This window comes from Brucella sp. GW823-FHT04E01, from assembly GCF_058796175.1.
Window position 1 is genome coordinate 522065 of record NZ_JBXAIK010000001.1, and the last position, 18375, is coordinate 540439.

The following is an 18375-nucleotide window of genomic DNA, read 5'->3' on the forward strand; positions in this document are numbered from 1 at the left end:
CTATCTGGCGGCACAGCTATCAGATACATTATAAGGCGTCCATGAATGACGAAACCGCTCCAACGAATAAAAGTCAGGAAAAAGCCGAACTCCGCCGCGGCTGGACCACGGGCGCCTGCGCAACCGCTGCCACCAAGGCGGCATTGACGGCGCTTATTACCGGTGAATTTCCTGATCCCGTCGGTATAATTCTGCCCAAGGGGGAAGTACCCTATTTCCAGCTCGCCTATGAAGGGCTGGGCGATGGCTATGCGATGGCAGGCATCGTCAAGGATGCCGGCGACGATCCCGACGTGACCCATGGTGCCACGATCATCTCGACCGTATTCCCGGCCCCACCCGGAACCGGCGTCGTCTTTCGTGCAGGTGAAGGCGTTGGCACAGTTACGCGGCTCGGCTTGCAGATTCCTCCGGGTGAAGCTGCCATCAATCCGGTCCCGCGTCGTATGATGACCGAAATCTGCGAGCAGATTTGCGCCGAATACGGCCTGCCCGCGGATATCGTCATTACGATATCGGTGCCCGGCGGCGAAGAGATTGCCAAAAAGACATGGAACCCGCGTCTCGGTATCGTCGGCGGTATTTCCATTCTCGGCACCACTGGTGTGGTCCACCCATTTTCCTGTTCAGCCTGGATACATTCGATCCATCGCGGCATCGACGTTGCCCGCGCAGCCGGGCAGAAACATGTCCTCGGCGCGACAGGTTCGACGTCCGAGGATGCTGCGCAGGCGCTCTATGATCTGCCCGATTTTGCCATTCTCGACATGGGCGATTTCGCTGGCGGTGTGCTCAAATATCTGCGCGAGCATCCTATCGACAAACTTACGATCGCAGGCGGTTTCGCCAAGCTGACGAAGCTTGCGCAAGGTGCGCTCGACCTCCATTCTTCACGGTCGCAAGTGGACAAGAGTTTCCTTTGGACCATCGCCGAAAAGGCTGGCGCGCCGGAAAGCATGAAGGATCAGATTCTCTTTGCGAACACTGCGCTGGAAGTGCTTGAACTGACTCAATCAATCGGGCTCGACATAGCCACGCCAATTGCGCTCAAGGCGAAGGAAACCGCGCTCGAAACCCTTCGCGGCGCGCCGGTCGCAGTCGAGATTATCGTAACTGATCGCAGTGGGAATATCCTTGCGCGCGTCTGACCCCAAGATACTCATTCTCGGCGGAACGACCGAGGCTGCGGCACTTGCAACGGCCTTCGCAGGGCTGCCCGTCAATGCCATTACCTCGCTTGCCGGGCGTACCAGCAATCCAGCCAAACTGACCGGAACGGTTCGAAGCGGTGGCTTCGGAGGTGTTGATGGTCTTGCTGCCTATCTCGACGAAGAACGGATAGACCTCATCATTGACGCGACCCATCCCTATGCCGCACGCATCTCGCAAAATGCAATGCAGGCGGCAGGCAAGCGCAGCATATCATTGGTGAGGCTGGAGCGCCCTGCCTGGGAGGAAAAGCCGGGCGACCGCTGGATCAATATTTCCGATGAAGCCGAGGCAGTAAATGCTATCCCATCCGGTGAGCGTGTATTTCTGGCGCTTGGTCGCCAGCACATCGCGCCTTTCGCGGAGCGCGCTGATGTTCATTTCGTCATCCGCATGATCGATCCACCGGATGTGGCACTACCACAGGATTGCGAAATCGTTCTGGCGAGACCCGGCGATTACGCTGCGGAGAAGCGTTTTCTGGAAGGCCGCAGGATCGGGCTGATCGTCAGCCGCAATTCGGGCGGCACCATTTCCTATGCAAAAATCGAGGCTGCCTGTGCACTGGGACTTCCGGTCATGATGATTTCCCGTCCACCGGTTGCGGCCAGAAACGTTGTCACCTCGCCAGAAGAGGCAATCATATTCGCCCGCAAAGCACTAGGTTTTTGAACGCGCCGCGTGGTTGTGCGCTTCATGGTAAAGCGCTGAATCGCGAAAGCTTTTAGGGTCCAGTCCGCGCCCGACAAAAATCATTGCCGTACGTTTCAACCCGAATGCAGCCACCTTCTCCGCTATATCTGACAGCGTACCGCGTAGAATTTGTTCATCAGGCCATCCAACGCGATAGGCGATAACCACCGGACAATCAGCACCGTAAAGAGGTGTCAGCTCGGCCTCGATTTTGTTGAGGTTCCGGATGGAAAGATGGATCACCAGCGTCGCACCCGACCGCCCGAGTGTGGTAAGGTCTTCGCCTTCAGGCATGGCAGACGATTTCATCGAGGTACGGGTCAGGATGATTGTCTGATTGACCTCGGGAATGGTCAGTTCCTGCTTCATGGCAGCGGCAGCGGCTGCAAAAGCTGGCACCCCCGGCGTCACATCATATGGAATGCCTAGACTGTCCAGCCGACGCATCTGTTCGGCCATAGCGCCATAAATCGACGGGTCGCCCGAATGCACTCGCGCAACGTCGAGGCCTTGCACATGTGCTGCTTTCATCTCAGCGATAATCTCGTCCAGCGTTAGCGATGAACTGTCGACCAGACGCACATCCTTCGGTGCTACGGCAACAACCTCCTTCGGCACCAGCGACCCCGCATAGATGCAGACGGGACATTGCTCGATGAGGCGCAGACCGCGCACGGTGATAAGGTCCGCCGCGCCGGGGCCGGCTCCAATGAAATGAACAGTCACGATTTCCCCTTCCTGAACTGCGGACATGACTTTCCGTGATGTCGAAAGTCAATCCGTTTCCGGCAGAAGCTCTTCGATATCGTTGAAGATCGACTGCCATTCCTCATCCGTCAGTTCGAAGAAATTGAAGCTGCGCAACAGGAATGCACCTTCATTGGCTATGAAGGCCAGCCGAGTCCTGCGCCCTTCCGGTGTGGAGACATCAAGCCCATCCCATTGCTTGCGATACCAGAGACGGGTTTCATCCAGATGTTCGGTGTTGGGAATGAGACTGGTCATCATGGCCGCAAAGCGCGAGTCGTCTTCGGCATCGCTTTCGCGGGTCACGCGAATATGGGCGGCGATATGAGAAAGCGCGTCCATGCGGCCTTGCTTTTTCTTGTCGACCTGTGCGTCGAAACGATCGCCCCACCGCCCGATCATCGCTTTCAAAAGCCCGTCCTTATTGCCGAAGCAATACTGAACGCCTCCTTTGGTCACACCAGAAGCCTGTGCGACGGCATCCATGGTGAGGGCGACCAGCCCACCTTCGGCGACGAGCTTTTCAGCCATATCGAGCACATGGTCACGGTCGATTGAGCGCGGCCTGCCTATTTTGTGCAAATTTTCACTTTCCATACAGACGGATTTATATTAAGTGAGCCCTCCTCGCAAGTTTGAATACAAGCGTATTGAAAAGGTGCTATCCAATGTTGCCGAAAAATCGCTGGCTGGTTCTGACCATTGTTTCCAGCGCATTGTTTCTGATCGTCGTGGACATGACGGTGCTTTATACGGCGCTACCCCGCCTCACCCACGATCTCGCGGCCAGCGCTTCCGAAAAGCTCTGGATCATGAACATCTATCCGCTCGTCGTTGCAGGTCTCCTGCCCGGCCTAGGAACGCTTGGCGACAAGGTCGGCCACAAGCGTATGTTCATGTCTGGACTCGCAGTTTTCGGACTTGCCTCTCTTTGCGCGGCCTACTCGCCAAACCCGGAATTCCTTATTGCCGCTCGCGCATTTCTCGCTTGCGGCGCAGCCATGATGATGCCCGCAACGCTCTCCATCATTCGGTTGACGTTCACCGATGACAAGGAGCGCTCGCTTGCAATCGGCATCTGGGCGGCTATTGCATCAGGCGGTGCCGCCATCGGCCCTGTGGCAGGCGGCGTTCTGCTGGAATATTTCTGGTGGGGATCGGTCTTCCTTATCAACGTACCCGTCGTACTGGTTGCGCTGTCACTCTCCGTCTTCACACTTGAAAACCGTCCGCTCGGCTCCAAGCGCAAATGGGATTTGATCGGTTCGATCCAGATTATGGTTGGATTGATTGCACTCACCTATGCCGTGAAGGAACTCGCAAAGCGCGATGCGTCCATGACTGTATTTACAGCCGCGCTGGCAATCGGGTTGGTCGCATCATTCATCTTCGTGCGCAGGCAGCTCGCAAGCGAAGCACCGCTGATCGACTTCTCTCTGTTCAACAACAAGCTGTTTTCGATGGGTGTTTTCGCAGCTCTGGTGGCGTCCGGTTCAATGACGGGGATGGAACTCGTCTTCAGCCAGCGCATGCAGCTGATCGAAGGCATGACACCCTTGCATGCCGGATTATCAATCCTGCCTATTCCTCTGGCCGCTTTCGTTGCAGGGCCGCTCGCTGGCATCATGCTGCCGCGCCTTGGTACCGGCAAGCTTCTGTGGTCGTCGCTGGGGATCACAGCACTTGGCGTTATTGTCTACATTCTGACTTACAAGACTTCGGCATCGTTCTATCTGGTCGGGCTTGCGATTCTCGGCTTCGGCGTGGGAGCTGCCATGACAGGTGCATCGTCGGCGATCATGACCAATGCACCGGTTGAAAAGGCAGGCATGGCAGCTTCCGTTGAAGAAGTTTCCTTTGAACTCGGTAACGCTCTCGGTGTCACGGTTTTCGGAAGCATTCTGTCCGTATTCTACACGGCAAGCCTTGTGATCCCTGAAGGCGCAGGTATCCCCGCAATCGTGCGCGACAGTCTGGATGAAGCACTTCTGGCAGCTCAATCCCTACCGCCAGCAGATGCACAAACTCTGACGGCACTGGCATCGGCGGCTTTTGAGAGTGCTTATGTTGCCGTCATCACAGCGACCGCAACTCTGCTTTCGATCGCTACGCTCGTGGCCTACATTATTCAGCGACGTAAGACTGTTACCGCATAATCCGAAGTCGGGACCGGGCGACAGCCAATGCGGCAGTTGCCCGGCCTGATACGGTTTTTTCGACCACAAGAAAGCCATTCGGACCGGTGGCAGCAAGCGCAGCCGCTTCAGCGACACCATGACATCCAACTGCCTCGAGAACAGTCTCCGATGGGTTTTCGAGACGCGGAGTTTCCTTTTCCAGCCGCTCGGCATCGAAGAAACACAGCGCACATTCATAGTGCGCTGCAAGCTCGTTCCATGCGAGCTCGCCACACTTGGTACTCAACGTTGCGATAGCGTCAGGCCGCGAACAGCAGCCTTGCGACAACACCTGATCGGCCAAAGCCAAAAGCTCGTCGAATGTCACGCCGGACGAACCGCCCATGCCGAGGACTGTGCTGTAGTTTTTAGAACCCACAGGGCGACGACTGGCGTGCTTTGTGCAGCTCTTCCGGCTTGACGCCGAGTGTATCGGCAATGCGCTGGATCATCGTTGCCTCGGAACGGTCAAGCCGGTGATCGGAACAGGCAATCTTTACGAGGTCACTAAGCAGCGCCAAACGGCGATCCGGCGCCATCTCGGCCAGCATGTTGGCAGCTTGCTTGGTTGTGGTCTCGTAAGCGAAATCCTTGAGATACTCGGCCACTTCCGGAAGCTCTTCCGGCGGAATGCCGAAATTCCTTTCGGCAATTTCCTTGAACGCCGCTATTTCAGCCGGATGCTGGTCGCCATCGGCAAACACCACATGCAACAGCAAAAGCAATTCAGATGCGAGCGCCGGATCATCGGCCACGCGCTGCACGGCGCTCTTCTTGCTGAGAAAAGCGGTAATCCGCTCAAAGATGCTCTCGCTCATGGAACCCCTCAAAACTTTCAGCCTGAATATAATGAATAGCGCCGGATACACCGGAAAACAATCTCGCTCAACGCACTGGCTTTCTTCGGAGATTATCCTTGTCCGACTAGCGTTAGGAAAGCAGCTGCTCTATGTTGCGCCCACCTCTCCCTTGGGCTTCCCCGATGCTTGAATTTTTCGATACGCTTACCCTGCTCCTGACGGCTGCGGCATTCATCGCCGGGATCATCGATTCCATCGCCGGTGGTGGCGGAATGATTACAATTCCCGCCTTGTTGCTGGCCGGAGTTCCACCCGTTGAAGCGCTTGGCACGAACAAGCTGCAAGGCTTGTTCGGCTCGTCATCGGCAACCATCGCCTATGCGCGCAAAGGGCATGTAAACATCAAGGAACAGTGGCCTGAAGCACTTGCATCGCTCATCGGCTCAGTGTTCGGCGCTTTACTCGCAACGGTTCTGCCGGTCGACATCATGCGTGCAGCGCTGCCAATCCTCCTCATCGCGATTGCGGTTTATTTTGCCATCAAGCCGAGTCTTGGCGATGTTGATCGTGCGCGACGTATCGGCCCGTTTCTTTTCGGCGTAACGCTTGTCCCGCTGATCGGATTTTACGATGGCCTCTTTGGTCCCGGAACCGGATCGTTCTTCATGCTCGCATTCGTGGCACTGGCCGGTTTCGGTGTGCTGAAAGCTACGGCCCATACGAAACTTCTCAACTGCGCGTCCAATGTCGGCGGCTTTGCAACCTTTGCCGCTGTCGGCGTTATCAACTGGAAGATCGGTATCTGTATGGGCGTCGCCCAGTTTATCGGTGCACAGATTGGCGCAAGCCTCGCCATGAAGGTCGGCTCACGCATTATCAAACCGCTTTTGATCGTTGTCAGTCTGGCACTGGCAGTTCGCCTTTTGATGGACGGAACCAATCCGCTGCGCCAGTGGGTTGGGTTTTAGAGCGCGTTTCGATCTGATTGGATCAGATCGGCGCTCTAAATATTTGTTTTGAATCGCGCATCTTTTCCGAAAACCGTTTCACACTTTTCGGGATACGCTCTAAACCCGAAGCGCGACTAGCACCACGCCACAGCCGATAAGCAGAATGCCAAACCAGTTGAGGGTGGACATGCGCTCGCCAAGGAATGCCGCACCGAACAGTGCCACCAGCACAACCGACAATTTATCAATCGGCGCGACGCGCGATGCATCCCCGATCTGCAAGGCCCGGAAATAGGCAAGCCACGAAGCACCGGTCGCCAGACCTGAAAGCACCAGAAACAGCCACGACTTTCCGGAAATCTCGCCGGGTTTCTGCCATTGGCCGGTAACGGTCAGGAACAGGCACAACGCGCCAATGATGACCAGCGTGCGCACGAGCGTGGCGAAATCAGAATTGATGCCCTGAATACCGACCTTAGCGAAGATGGCGGTCAATGCGGCAAACACCGCCGACATCAGTGCCCAGAATTGCCAGCTAGCAATCATCAAAACTCAATACCCTTCTGTGCCTTCACACCAGAGCGGAACGGATGCTTTATCATTTCCATCTCCGTCACGAGGTCGGCCGCTTCAATCAGCTCATCCTTGGCATTGCGACCGGTAATGATGACATGCTTCATCTCCGGCTTCGCTTCGAGAACCTCGATCACTTCCTCGACCGGTAGATAATCGTAGCGAAGCACGATATTCAGCTCATCACAAAGCACCATATCGTAGCTTTCATCCAATATCATGGCTTTGGCTTGTTCCCATGCCCCACGCGCCATGGCGATATCTCGCGTCCGGTCTTGAGTCTCCCAGGTAAAGCCTTCGCCTAGCGCTGAAATAGTCACCTGTTCGGGGAATTTTTCGAGCACCCAGCGCTCACCCGTGTCCCACGAGCCTTTGACGAACTGCACGACGCCGATTTTCATTCCGTGACCCAGCGCACGGAAAACCATCCCGAAACCGGCAGTCGACTTGCCCTTGCCTTTACCGGTATGGACGATCACCAACCCTTTTTCTTCAGTCTTTGTCGCCTGAATCTTGTCGCGGGCAGCTTTCTTCTTGCGCATCTTGTCCGCATGGCGTGCATTCAGTTCCTCTTCCGTCATCGAAAGAAGTTTTTCCGATTTCTCAGCCATTTACCGCCCTTTCCGGATTCAATTTTTGAAGATTTGAACTCAATGTTTCCAGCTCGAACCGCGCAGAGTTGGAGCGAGGCGTCCAGAAGCCGCGCAAGATAGCATCGTTGAGTTTCGCTGCCGTCTCGGCAAGTGCTGCCGGGTTTTTCTCGGCCATGAAATCATGCACCGACTTGTCGGCGATATAAGCCTGATAGACCGCCTCGAAATGATGGTTCCCAACCTTGCCGGTAGTCGCCGCGAAGGCGAACAGATAGTCGACAGTTGCCGCAATCTCTGCCGCACCCTTATAGCCGTGGCGCATGACGCCTGCGATCCATTTGGGGTTGGCTGCGCGACCGCGTACGACGCGCGAAAGTTCTTCTTCCAGCGCACGGATCACTGGCTTTTCCGGGCGGGAATGGTCGTTATGATAAACTGCGGGCATTGCGCCACTCAAACTTTCAACGGTCGCAGCCATCCCACCTTCGAACTGGTAGTAATCGTCGCTATCGAGAAGGTCGTGCTCACGATTGTCCTGATTTTGCACAACAGCCTGAACCGAACGCAGCTGTTCTTCGAGAAGGCCGCGCTCAGCCTGCCCTTCCTCGCCTGCGCCATAGGCGTAACCGCCCCAGACAAGCCAGGCTTCCGCCAGATCGTTGCGTCCCGCCCAGCCGTTCTCGTCGATCAATGCCTGCAGGCCTGCTCCATAAGCGCCGGGTTTGGCCCCGAAGACACGATAGCCTGCACGCCGCTCCGCAGTCTTTTCGTCTGCCCCTTCTGCAACGAGGCGCGCTTGCTCAATCCGCATGCGTGCTGCGATTGGATTGTCTTCGGCATCCTCATCAAGAGCGCCGACTGCACGCACGGCCTTGTCGAACAATGCAATCTGTTCTGGAAACGCGTCGCGGAAAAAGCCGGAAATGCGCAATGTCACATCGACACGTGGACGACCAAGCTTTGCAATCGGAACGATTTCGTATCCAGTCACCCGGCGTGACGCCATATCCCAGACCGGTTTGACGCCGATCAACGCCAGGGCCTGTGCAATATCATCGCCGCCGGTGCGCATATTCGATGTGCCCCACGCGGTTAGGCCGAACGATGTCGGCCATTCACCATGATCTTGCGTGTAGCGGGTAATCAGGAGCTCCGCCGATTTGCGTCCCAGTTCCCATGCTGCCGGAGTGGGAACGGCGCGACTATCAGCAGAGAAGAAATTGCGACCGGTTGGCAGCACATCGGGACGGCCGCGTGTCGGTGCACCGGATGGTCCCGGCGCCACAAACCGCCCGCCAAGTGCGGCAAGAAATCCATCTATTTCCGAAGGCCCGCAGGAAACCACCATGGGGCGCAGATGTTCTTCTATGGATTGGAGAACCGCCTGCGCCTGCGGCCAGTCTGCGGGGCACTCTATCGCGCCTGCAACAAAGCTGGCGGCCAGCAGTTCGATACGCTCCACCGTATCGCCCGCAATGCGCCATGTTGCAGGGCTCGCAGCCAGCAGGAGTTCCGGTTTGGCGCCTGTCCACGCCTCTGCCATATTGCAGTCCAGCGGATCGAATGTTTCGCCAAGCCCACAATCCGCAGCGATTGCACGCTGGAGACTTTGATCGCCCGGCGCGCCGCCAAGCGAAACCGGCACGCCACGCGGCACACGTGCCAGCGCAACCAGAAGATCCGTCAGCAGCCTGCCTTCAGGCGCCAATCCGAAAATATGCAGACCGTCGCGTATCTGCATTTCCTTGAGATCGCAGAGATAGGCGTCAAGCTTTTGCAGCGCCATGTCTTCATCGTCATGGTCGTGAATGCCCGCATCGCGATCAAGCCCGATGTCGCGCACGAGATCGAGTATCTGTCCTTTCAGTCTGAGCAGGCGGCGCGGATCGACGCCGGAGGCCTCGTAATATTCGTCCACCAGCGCTTCAAGGTCTTTCAGCGGCCCATAACTTTCAGCGCGCGTGAGCGGCGGCGTCAGGTGGTCGATAATAACCGCGCTGGCGCGACGCTTGGCCTGCGTGCCTTCGCCCGGATCATTCACGATGAAAGGATAGATATGCGGTGTAGGACCGAACACGGCCTCGGGGTAGCAGTTTTCGGACAGCGCAAGCGCCTTCCCTGGCAGCCATTCCAGATTTCCATGTTTGCCCATATGCACAATGGCATCGATGCCGGCGACCTCGCGCAGAAAAGCGTAGAAGGCAATATAGCCGTGCGGCGGCACCAGATCAGGCGAGTGATAAGTCTCTTTCGGGTCGATATTGTAGCCCCGTGCGGGCTGGATACCGACAAAAGTTTCGCCCAGCCGCATCAACGGCAATGCGAAAGCGACAAGCTCCTGCGCAAAATAAGGGTCATCTTCCGGCGCCCCCCATCGCTCTTCGATTTCTTTCTGAATCGCAATGGGAAGTCTTTTGAAGAAAGCCTTGTATTGATTCAGTGAAATCGTTTCGCGAATCTCACGTCCGTCACGCGCAGCATTGGTCGGGCCTGCCGTCAACGCACGCATCAATGCATCACCGTCCACGGGCAGGTCAGCGACGGGATAGCCGCCCTTCGCCATGGCGTGCAGTACTTCAACCGTTCCGGCTGGCGTATCGAGCCCTACCCCGTTTCCGAGCCGCCCGTCGCGGTTCGGATAATTCGCAAGGATAAGCGCAACACGTCTTTCATCGGGCGATTTCCGCTTCAACCGCGCCCAGTTTGCAGCGAGCTGCGCCACAAAACCCACGCGGTTTTCATGCGGCTCGTGCGTCACGATATTCGCTTCCACTGCCGCATCAAACTGCTTTGCAGACTTGAAGGATACGGCACGCGAAAGCACACGCCCGTCCACTTCGGGCAAAGCGACATTCATCGCCAGATCGCGCGCCAACAAGCCCTGCTGTGACGTTTCCCAAACTGCCTTCGGTGTGCCGGAGAAGATCACCTGCAACACCATATTGCCGCGCTTGTCGAGGACAGTCGGCTTGCGCTCCGCCCCCGGCGAAGAAATTGCAAACCCCGTGGCATTCAAAACGATATCCGGCGGACAATCCTCGAACAGACCGTCGACGACCGCCGCAGACAATCGATCCTTGAGGCTCGAAACGAATATCGGGAGCGGATTGAGACCTTTTGCCTGCAAAGCAGCAATCAGTGCATCGACCGGCTGCGTCTGTCCGCTTTGCACCAGCGCCCGATAGAAAATAATGCCAGCGACAGGTGCTTTTGCATCGCTCCAGTGCGTGCGAATACTATCCAGCGAGGAGACATGCTCTCCCGGCCACCACAGACCAGCCTTGAGCAAAGGAGCCGCACTTTCCGGCTTTTCGGAGCCTGCAACCAGTGCGGCGCAATATTGAAGAAATGCGCCGGCATTCACAGCCCCGCCCTCGATCAGATACTGCCAGAGTTCATTTCGCTCGTGCGCAGAGATCGTTGAAAACCGGTCCAGCCCATGATCCGGCTTGTCGTCTCCCGGCAATACGGCAATCTTGATACCGTGATTGAGTGCGCAAGCATGCAGCGCTTCTAACCCGTAAGGCCAGTATGTCTCGCCGCCAATGATGCGCACCACGATGAGGCTCGCATATCTGGCAGTACGCTCCACATAAGCGTCCACCGACATGGGATGGGTGAGACTCAAGAAATTCGCCAGTCGCAAGCTTGGCAAATCCGGCGCAAGTCTGTGTGCCTGCGCCAAACTGGCCAGTTCGGTATCGGCAGCGGAAAGGAACAATATCTCTCCCGGCGTTTGGCCGAGATCGACGGCTTCATTGCCGTCGCTGATTGTTCCTTTCTGGGCAAGAAGAAGATGCATCGGTCAGACAGCGTCTTTCACGGCCTTGGCGATGGCTGCTTCATCGATATCATGCAGCCCGATCACAACCAGTCGCGTGGAGCGCGCTTCATCCTTGCCCCATGGACGGTCGAAATAATGCTCAATACGCGGACCAACCGCCTGCACGACCAGTCGCATCGGCTTGCCCGGCACATCGACAAAGCCCTTCAGACGAAGAATATCGTGTTTCGCAATGACCGCTTTCAGCTTTTCCGTGAACAGCTTGGGATCGGCCACAGAGCCCGCTTCGACCACGAAGCTCTCGAACTCGTCATGATCGTGCTCGTGTCCATCCGCATGATGGATTTCATGGTGGGATTTGCGGTTGGCGATGTCGTCTTCCGTGCCGACGCCGAGGCCGAGCAGAACGTCAGCTCCAAGCTTGCCAAAGCTCGCAGGAACCATATTCACCCGGCGCGGTGAACGCTCGGCCACATCGGCTTTCACACTATCCAGCCTTGAGGCGTCGATCAGGTCAGCTTTGTTGAGAACAATCAGATCGGCTGCATGAATCTGATCCTCAAAAAGTTCCTCCAAGGGGCTTTCATGGTCAAGAGATTCGTCTGCTGCGCGCTGCGCATCCACCTTGTCGTGGTCATCGGCAAAACGCCCCTCGGCCACCGCTGCGGCGTCGACCACGGTTACTACACCGTCGACTGTTACCTGCGTCTTGATTTCAGGCCAGTTGAAAGCTGCGACCAGCGGCTGCGGCAAGGCCAGACCGGACGTCTCGATCACGATATGATCGGGGCGATCAGCGCGGTCCAGAAGCTTGGTCATGGTCGGGATGAAATCATCGGCAACGGTGCAGCAGATGCAACCATTGTTGAGCTCGATCACATCTTCTTCACGACATGCCTCGATACCGCAACCTTTCAGAATACCGCCATCGACACCGAGGTCGCCGAACTCATTGATGATCAACGCAATGCGTTTTCCATTGGCGTTTTCCAACAGGTTGCGGATCATCGTCGTTTTGCCCGATCCGAGAAAACCCGTGATGACTGTTGCGGGAATTTTCTGTCCCTGCATCGATTTATCCCTTCATCCTGAGCGGCAACCCTGCCGCCATGAAATAAACTTCATCCGCAATCGCGGCCACTGCCTGATGCAGAAAGCCTGCATGATCGCGAAATTCCCGTGCCATGCGATTTTCAGGCACGATCCCAAGTCCAACTTCGTTCGAAACAAAAACCACAGGCCCGGCAAGATTCGGCAGCATGGCGACAAGACTTGCCGTCTCTGTCGTTATATCGCGCTCGGCCATCATCAGATTGGTCAACCACAGGGTCAGGCAATCGACCAGCACGAACCGATCCGTAGCAGCATTCAATGTCAGTGCACCGATCAGATCGAGTGGCTCCTCCACCGTCTGCCATTCGGAACCACGTCGGTCACGATGAATGGCAATGCGGTTTTCCATTTCCTTGTCGAAGGCACGTCCTGTTGCCAGATAGAGCGGCTGAAGCCCCGAGGACTCAACCATTTTCTCGGCATAGGACGACTTACCCGAACGGGCTCCGCCAAGAACCAGAACCGATTTTCCCGGCGAAGCCATTTTCATCAGCCCTCAATCTCGGACGATGCGTAGTGCTGGATGAACCAGCCAAGTGCGAGGCCGATCACGGCCCACATGAACAGGTTCGTCGCCAGCGATGCGACTGCATATTGCGAAGCAAGCAATGACGGAATCGGTGACGAGATGTCTTCCGGATGCGGAGCACCGTAAAGATGCGGCGCCACGATCAGCACCAGACCGAGGATCTTTGCCCAGCCTTCCTGGCGCAACACGATGAGATAGAGGCCTAAACCGCTTAGCACCACGGTAGCGAGCCACCAGAGCTGGCGTTCAGCCAGATCAGCCGCAGGCATTGCCGGCAATTCCGGCGATAAACCCAATGCAGGCAGAAACGCGACCGCGAAGAAACCGGCAACGCCCCAATAAATCCCATTCTGCACCGTAATGCGGCGTCCGAGAAGCAAGGCCACGCCACCAAGCAGCAAGGCAAAACCTGCACCTGCTACGAGATTGGCAAGGATCGTATTGCCCAACCGCCCAAATGGTAGTTCAGCCCCTTCTTCCTCGGCACTTTCGGCAGCGGCGCCATGATCATGCGGTGTGGCTTCCGCCTCGCCGTGACTATGGCCACCGCCAGCATCTTCATAGGTTTCGGCCTGCAGGATCAAAGGCACTGTCTTCAAATACATGGCGGGAGTAACCAGCAGCCCGGCCAGAAGCCCCGCAGCAAGCGTCGCCAACAAATAACGGATCAACATTTCTGTCCCTCAATAGCAATTTCGCGCCGATGGCCGTCCACCATCGAGCTTTGCTCAGCTTCAATTCCGAAAGATGTTAAACTGCTCAGTGGCAGGGAAAACCATAGGAATGGCGCGTATCGTGCGCTGAATCGTGCAACGTATCAGAATGGGCAAGCCCTACGCCGTAGATCAGGAACGCGCCGAGAAGCAGTGAAACCACAGCCGTGCCCAGACGAGCAGCGAGCGGCATTGCGAGTGTGCTGGAAACAGAATTTTGAGTACGTGCAGCCATGACAACCTCCGTGCAGGCAGCAGGGAAAAACCTCCCATGGGGCTCGGGCTCGATGCCCTCACGCAGCAGGCAGGTCTCCTGGCTCACGGGTCACGGGGATTGAAACTACCTTCCCAGAAGCTTTACAGCCTCCAGTGGTTACCGGTTGCCCGGCTTGCCTCATCCCTCTCCGCTCTACAGTCGCGGGGTCGGCTGCGATAAAGACGCCCGGATTGGGTCCGTCCGTCGCATTCCCTTTTTGGTATTGCCGGGATTCGTCCCGGCAAAAACCTGTTGCATGGTTTCGACACTAGGCTTTCGCCCCATCGTCGTCAATCGCGACCGATGATTGACGACCTCATTTCAAGTTAAACAGTGCATCGATATCGAGACATGCGTCCAGCCCTTCGGCCAGCTCATCCAATGCAGCCTCAACGCCAGCGCGATAGTTTACTGAACTGCTACGCACACCAAGATCCTCCAGAAATCTCCGGCGAAATTCGTCTGCATTGAAAACACCGTGGAGGTAAGTTCCCATTATGTGCCCATCTGGCGATATGGCTCCATCGTCATGCTCGCCAATTCGGGCGAAAGGCCGCCCCATATCCGGTCCGGTCGTTCGTCCGATATGGATTTCATAACCTTCCAGCGGCACATTATGGAGAAGCGCGGTCGCCTGCACGTTGCGGACCACTTTTTCAGGTTCCATCACCGTTTCGATATCGAGCAGCCCAAGACCATCAATGTCGCGTACATGCCCCTCGATACCAGCAGGATCGCTGATGTGGCGACCAAGCATCTGGAACCCGCCGCAGATACCAAGCACATGACCGCCTCGTTTCACGTGGGCAGATAATTGGCGATCCCAGCCATTGTCCCGAACCGCCTGCATATCGGCTATCGTGGACTTTGTCCCCGGCAGAACGACAAGGCCCGCATCGCCGGGAATGCTCGAACCAGGCGGCACCATGACCACTTCTACATCCGGTTCAGCCTTTAGCGGATCAAGATCATCGAAGTTGGCGATGCGCGGCAACATCGGCACAGCAACCACAAGCGGCTTCTTGTCTCCGCGTACAGCACGCTCAAGAACGACAGAATCTTCGGCTGGTAATCGCGATACCGCTTTCAGCCACGGGACAACGCCGAAAGAGCGCCAGCCGGTAAACCGGGTAATGGCAGCCAGCCCGTCATCAAAAAGCGAAATATCGCCCCGGAACTTGTTGATCAGAAATCCGCGAACCATGGCGCGGTCCTGTTCGGACAGAATAGTGTGCGTGCCGACGAGAGACGCAATCACGCCACCTCTGTCTATGTCACCGACCAGAACAACCGGGACATCGGCCTGTGTGGCAAACCCCATATTGGCGATATCACCGGCCCGGAGATTGATTTCAGCCGGTGACCCTGCCCCTTCCACCAGCACAAGGTCCACGCCTTCGCTGACCTTGGCGAAAGATTCCATGACAGCCGCCATAAGTTGTGGCTTCAATTCCTGATAATAGCGCCCGCGCGCCTCGCCTCGCACTTGTCCCTGCACGACAACCTGACTACCCATGTCAGTCTGCGGTTTGAGGAGTACCGGATTCATATGGACAGACGACGACACACCGCAAGCCAGCGCCTGCAGCCACTGCGCCCGACCAATTTCGCCGCCGTCGTCGCTGACCGCCGCATTGTTGGACATGTTTTGCGGCTTAAACGGCCGAACATTCAGGCCGCGATTGCGCGCAACCCGGCATAATCCGGCAACAAGAACACTTTTGCCGACGTCTGAACCCGTTCCCTGAAACATGATTGCGCGTGCCATGGACTGCTGCGTAGCTTAAACTGAACTTTCTGGCAACGGGACCTCAATCGGCGAGCGTCTATGCAAAAATGCGCATCAGTTTATTACAAATGTGAGCAACATTATTCCAATGGAGCGTTGGCAGTCTCACACGGTTATGATCTAGTCCGGTGACAAGGTGCGGTGCTACAGGGAGGAAACCATGGATGCTGCCGACCAGAACCAGTACGAGCTGAACGAAGATCAGCTTGCCATTCAGGATATGGCGCGAGCCTTCGCCAGTGATCGCGTTGCCCCGCATGCATTGCAATGGGATCGCGACAAGCATTTCCCCGTCGACATATTGCAAGAGACCGGACCGCTCGGCATGGGCGGCATTTATGTGCGTGAAGATGTGGGCGGCTCGGCGCTGAAGCGGCTCGACGCAGTGCTCATTTTTGAAGCACTGGCAACTGCATGCCCTTCATTCTCGGCTTTTGTCTCCATCCACAACATGGCTGCATGGATGATCGACACTTTCGGCAATGACGAACAGCGCCTGCGCTTTCTGCCGAAGCTCACGTCAATGGAATGGCTTGCCAGCTACTGCCTGACCGAGCCCGGATCGGGTTCGGATGCGGCGGCGCTCAGAACACGCGCTACACGCGATGGCGATCATTATATCCTCAATGGTTCCAAGCAGTTCATTTCCGGTGCAGGCGCCACGGATGTCTATGTGACGATGGTGCGTACCGGCGAGGACGGCCCCAAGGGGATTTCCACCATCGTTGTGCCAAAAGATGCACCCGGCCTTTCGTTTGGTGCAAATGAATTCAAGATGGGCTGGAACGCACAACCGACAAGAACCGTCATTTTCGACAATTGTCGCGTCCCGGCTGAAAACCTTCTCGGTGAAGAAGGAACAGGGTTTCGCATAGCGATGGCCGGGCTTGACGGCGGTCGGCTCAATATTGCTGCCTGTTCGCTCGGCGGCGCACAATCGGCGCTCAACAAGTCACTGGAATATTGCAGCCAGCGCAAAGCCTTCGGTCAGACAATTGACCGTTTTCAAGCGCTGCAATTCCGCCTGGCGGACATGGAGACGGAACTCTCCGCGTCACGCCTTCTTCTTTACTCCGCTGCCAGCAAGCTTGATCGCAAAACCCACGATGCGGGCAAATGGTCGGCAATGGCCAAGCGCTTTGTCACTGACACGGGTTTCAATGTGGCGAACGAAGCGCTGCAGCTCTTCGGCGGCTACGGCTATCTGCATGAATACGGGATCGAAAAGCTTGTCCGCGATCTGCGCGTACACCAGATCCTCGAAGGTACGAACGAGATCATGCGTGTGATCATCGCACGCCAGATGATCGGACGCTAGTTCTGAATTAGTAACCGCCAAGGGAGGATTTTTTTATGGCCACAATAGCATTTATCGGCCTTGGCAATATGGGTGGCCCGATGGCCGCCAATCTTGTGAAAGCCGGTCACACCGTTCGCGGCTTCGACCTCCTGCCGCAACATCTCGATGAGGCAAAGGCCAATGGTCTCTCGATAGCCTCGAGCGCGCAGGATGCGGTTGCCGACGTTGACGTGGTGATCACCATGCTGCCCGCCGGAAAGCACGTTCTCTCCGTCTATAAGGACATTGCACCAAATGCTCGAAAAGACTCACTTTTCATCGACTGCTCGACAATCGATGTAGATTCAGCACGCAAGGCACATGAGCTGGCCGCAAGCCACGGACATCTTTCCATTGATGCGCCTGTTTCCGGTGGCACCGGTGGCGCTTCCGCAGGGACATTGACTTTCATGGCTGGCGGCAGCGACGACGCATTCACACGCGGAGAGCCGATCCTGCAGCCAATGGCTGGAAAGATCGTGCATTGCGGCGGTGACGGCGCAGGACAAGCGGCGAAAATCTGCAACAACATGATCCTCGGCATATCGATGATCGGTGTCAGCGAGGCCTTTGTTCTGGCTGAGAAACTGGGCCTGTCCCACCAAGCGCTCTTCGATGTGGCGTCAACATCATCGGGGCAATGCTGGTCACTGACAACCTACTGTCCGGTTCCGGGACCGGTTCCAACATCACCTGCAAACCGCGACTATAAACCCGGTTTTGCGGCAGCTTTGATGCTGAAAGACCTCAAGCTCTCGCAGGAAGCCGCGCAAAGCGCTGGCGCTGAAACACCGCTCGGTGCACATGCACAGGAGCTTTACAGTCTTTTTGATGGTGAAGGCCATGGCGCCGAAGACTTCTCAGGCATCATCAATTACCTGCGCTCCAAATCAGGAGCAAAGTAAACAATTGCCCACGCAAAAAAATCGCATTGTTTAGATTTGCTTAAGTCTCTGATAACCGTACGGTAACGATGTTGAGCTAGAAAGGAGCACGAGACGGGTTCACCCGGCTCGACGCTCCGGATCTGGTACTGCGTACCGGAGCTCAGTATATCCCGCCAGTGTATTGTTCGGCGGAGATGCCATGCGTAATTGGCAAAACCGTGCA

At 56.5% G+C, this 18375-nt stretch carries 18 protein-coding genes and 1 riboswitch; of the genes, 6 read left to right on the forward strand and 12 right to left on the reverse strand.

What is annotated here, in order from left to right; genetic code table 11:
* Positions 1-41: 41 nt before the first annotated feature.
* Together AC1RHM_RS02715 and AC1RHM_RS02720 are read left to right on the forward strand one after the other, a co-directional pair.
* On the forward strand, positions 42-1148 hold the full coding sequence (locus tag AC1RHM_RS02715) for a cobalt-precorrin-5B (C(1))-methyltransferase (RefSeq protein ID WP_010659848.1): 1107 nt from the start codon (positions 42-44) through the stop codon (positions 1146-1148).
* Complete coding sequence (locus AC1RHM_RS02720; protein ID WP_010659847.1) at positions 1135-1881, forward strand: cobalt-precorrin-6A reductase; 747 nt, start codon at positions 1135-1137, stop codon at positions 1879-1881. The genes AC1RHM_RS02715 and AC1RHM_RS02720 overlap by 14 nt, the downstream gene beginning before the upstream one ends.
* Here AC1RHM_RS02720 and cobM read toward each other — a convergent pair.
* Both cobM and AC1RHM_RS02730 read right to left on the reverse strand, forming a co-directional pair.
* Positions 1870-2628 (reverse strand): precorrin-4 C(11)-methyltransferase, encoded by a 759-nt coding sequence (gene cobM / locus AC1RHM_RS02725; protein WP_010659846.1) that lies wholly within the window; start codon positions 2626-2628, stop codon positions 1870-1872. The genes AC1RHM_RS02720 and cobM overlap by 12 nt on opposite strands.
* Before the next feature lie 48 nt (positions 2629-2676).
* Positions 2677-3231 (reverse strand): TetR/AcrR family transcriptional regulator, encoded by a 555-nt coding sequence (locus AC1RHM_RS02730; RefSeq protein ID WP_010659845.1) that lies wholly within the window; start codon positions 3229-3231, stop codon positions 2677-2679.
* Positions 3232-3317: 86 nt separating this feature from the next.
* Between AC1RHM_RS02730 and AC1RHM_RS02735 the strand changes: the two genes are divergently transcribed.
* Positions 3318-4805 carry an MFS transporter gene (locus tag AC1RHM_RS02735; RefSeq protein ID WP_010659844.1) on the forward strand — a complete coding sequence of 496 codons (1488 nt, stop codon included), beginning with the start codon at positions 3318-3320 and terminating at the stop codon, positions 4803-4805.
* Here AC1RHM_RS02735 and AC1RHM_RS02740 read toward each other — a convergent pair.
* Positions 4795-5172 (reverse strand): cobalamin biosynthesis protein, encoded by a 378-nt coding sequence (locus AC1RHM_RS02740; RefSeq protein WP_010659843.1) that lies wholly within the window; start codon positions 5170-5172, stop codon positions 4795-4797. The genes AC1RHM_RS02735 and AC1RHM_RS02740 overlap by 11 nt on opposite strands.
* A 22-nt stretch (positions 5173-5194) precedes the next feature.
* Positions 5195-5644, reverse strand: a complete 450-nt coding sequence (locus tag AC1RHM_RS02745; RefSeq protein ID WP_010659842.1) for a tellurite resistance TerB family protein — start codon at positions 5642-5644, stop codon at positions 5195-5197.
* A gap of 164 nt (positions 5645-5808) precedes the next feature.
* Between AC1RHM_RS02745 and AC1RHM_RS02750 the strand changes: the two genes are divergently transcribed.
* On the forward strand, positions 5809-6594 hold the full coding sequence (locus AC1RHM_RS02750) for a TSUP family transporter (RefSeq protein WP_029928915.1): 786 nt from the start codon (positions 5809-5811) through the stop codon (positions 6592-6594).
* 99 nt (positions 6595-6693) lie between these two features.
* Here AC1RHM_RS02750 and AC1RHM_RS02755 read toward each other — a convergent pair whose 3' ends face one another.
* The 8 genes from AC1RHM_RS02755 to AC1RHM_RS02790 form a co-directional block, all read right to left on the reverse strand.
* Positions 6694-7122 carry an EamA family transporter gene (locus AC1RHM_RS02755; RefSeq protein WP_010659840.1) on the reverse strand — a complete coding sequence of 143 codons (429 nt, stop codon included), beginning with the start codon at positions 7120-7122 and terminating at the stop codon, positions 6694-6696.
* Positions 7122-7760, reverse strand: coding sequence for a cob(I)yrinic acid a,c-diamide adenosyltransferase (gene cobO / locus AC1RHM_RS02760; protein ID WP_010659839.1), 639 nt, complete (start codon positions 7758-7760; stop codon positions 7122-7124). The genes AC1RHM_RS02755 and cobO overlap by 1 nt, the downstream gene beginning before the upstream one ends.
* Positions 7753-11544: a cobaltochelatase subunit CobN gene (gene cobN, locus AC1RHM_RS02765; protein ID WP_010659838.1), complete on the reverse strand. Its 3792-nt coding sequence runs from the start codon at positions 11542-11544 to the stop codon at positions 7753-7755. Before cobN ends, cobO begins: the two co-directional genes overlap by 8 nt.
* Positions 11545-11547: 3 nt before the next feature.
* Complete coding sequence (cobW, locus tag AC1RHM_RS02770; protein ID WP_492332443.1) at positions 11548-12597, reverse strand: cobalamin biosynthesis protein CobW; 1050 nt, start codon at positions 12595-12597, stop codon at positions 11548-11550.
* A 4-nt stretch (positions 12598-12601) separates the two neighbouring features.
* Positions 12602-13123 carry a bifunctional adenosylcobinamide kinase/adenosylcobinamide-phosphate guanylyltransferase gene (gene cobU / locus AC1RHM_RS02775; RefSeq protein ID WP_010659836.1) on the reverse strand — a complete coding sequence of 174 codons (522 nt, stop codon included), beginning with the start codon at positions 13121-13123 and terminating at the stop codon, positions 12602-12604.
* Positions 13124-13128: 5 nt separating this feature from the next.
* Complete coding sequence (locus tag AC1RHM_RS02780; protein ID WP_010659835.1) at positions 13129-13842, reverse strand: CbtA family protein; 714 nt, start codon at positions 13840-13842, stop codon at positions 13129-13131.
* Positions 13843-13927: 85 nt separating this feature from the next.
* Positions 13928-14116 carry a CbtB domain-containing protein gene (locus AC1RHM_RS02785; protein ID WP_006467114.1) on the reverse strand — a complete coding sequence of 63 codons (189 nt, stop codon included), beginning with the start codon at positions 14114-14116 and terminating at the stop codon, positions 13928-13930.
* A 51-nt stretch (positions 14117-14167) separates the two neighbouring features.
* Positions 14168-14405: riboswitch (cobalamin riboswitch) on the reverse strand.
* A gap of 48 nt (positions 14406-14453) precedes the next feature.
* Entirely contained in the window at positions 14454-15905 is a 1452-nt protein-coding gene (locus AC1RHM_RS02790) for a cobyric acid synthase (protein ID WP_036579691.1), read from the reverse strand.
* A gap of 181 nt (positions 15906-16086) precedes the next feature.
* Between AC1RHM_RS02790 and AC1RHM_RS02795 the strand changes: the two genes are divergently transcribed.
* The gene (locus AC1RHM_RS02795; RefSeq protein WP_010659833.1) at positions 16087-17244 is read left to right on the forward strand and encodes an isobutyryl-CoA dehydrogenase; all 1158 of its coding nucleotides are present in this window, start codon (positions 16087-16089) and stop codon (positions 17242-17244) included.
* Between the two features lie 35 nt (positions 17245-17279).
* Positions 17280-18170, forward strand: a complete 891-nt coding sequence (gene mmsB / locus AC1RHM_RS02800) for a 3-hydroxyisobutyrate dehydrogenase (protein WP_010659832.1) — start codon at positions 17280-17282, stop codon at positions 18168-18170.
* Positions 18171-18375: the final 205 nt, after the last annotated feature.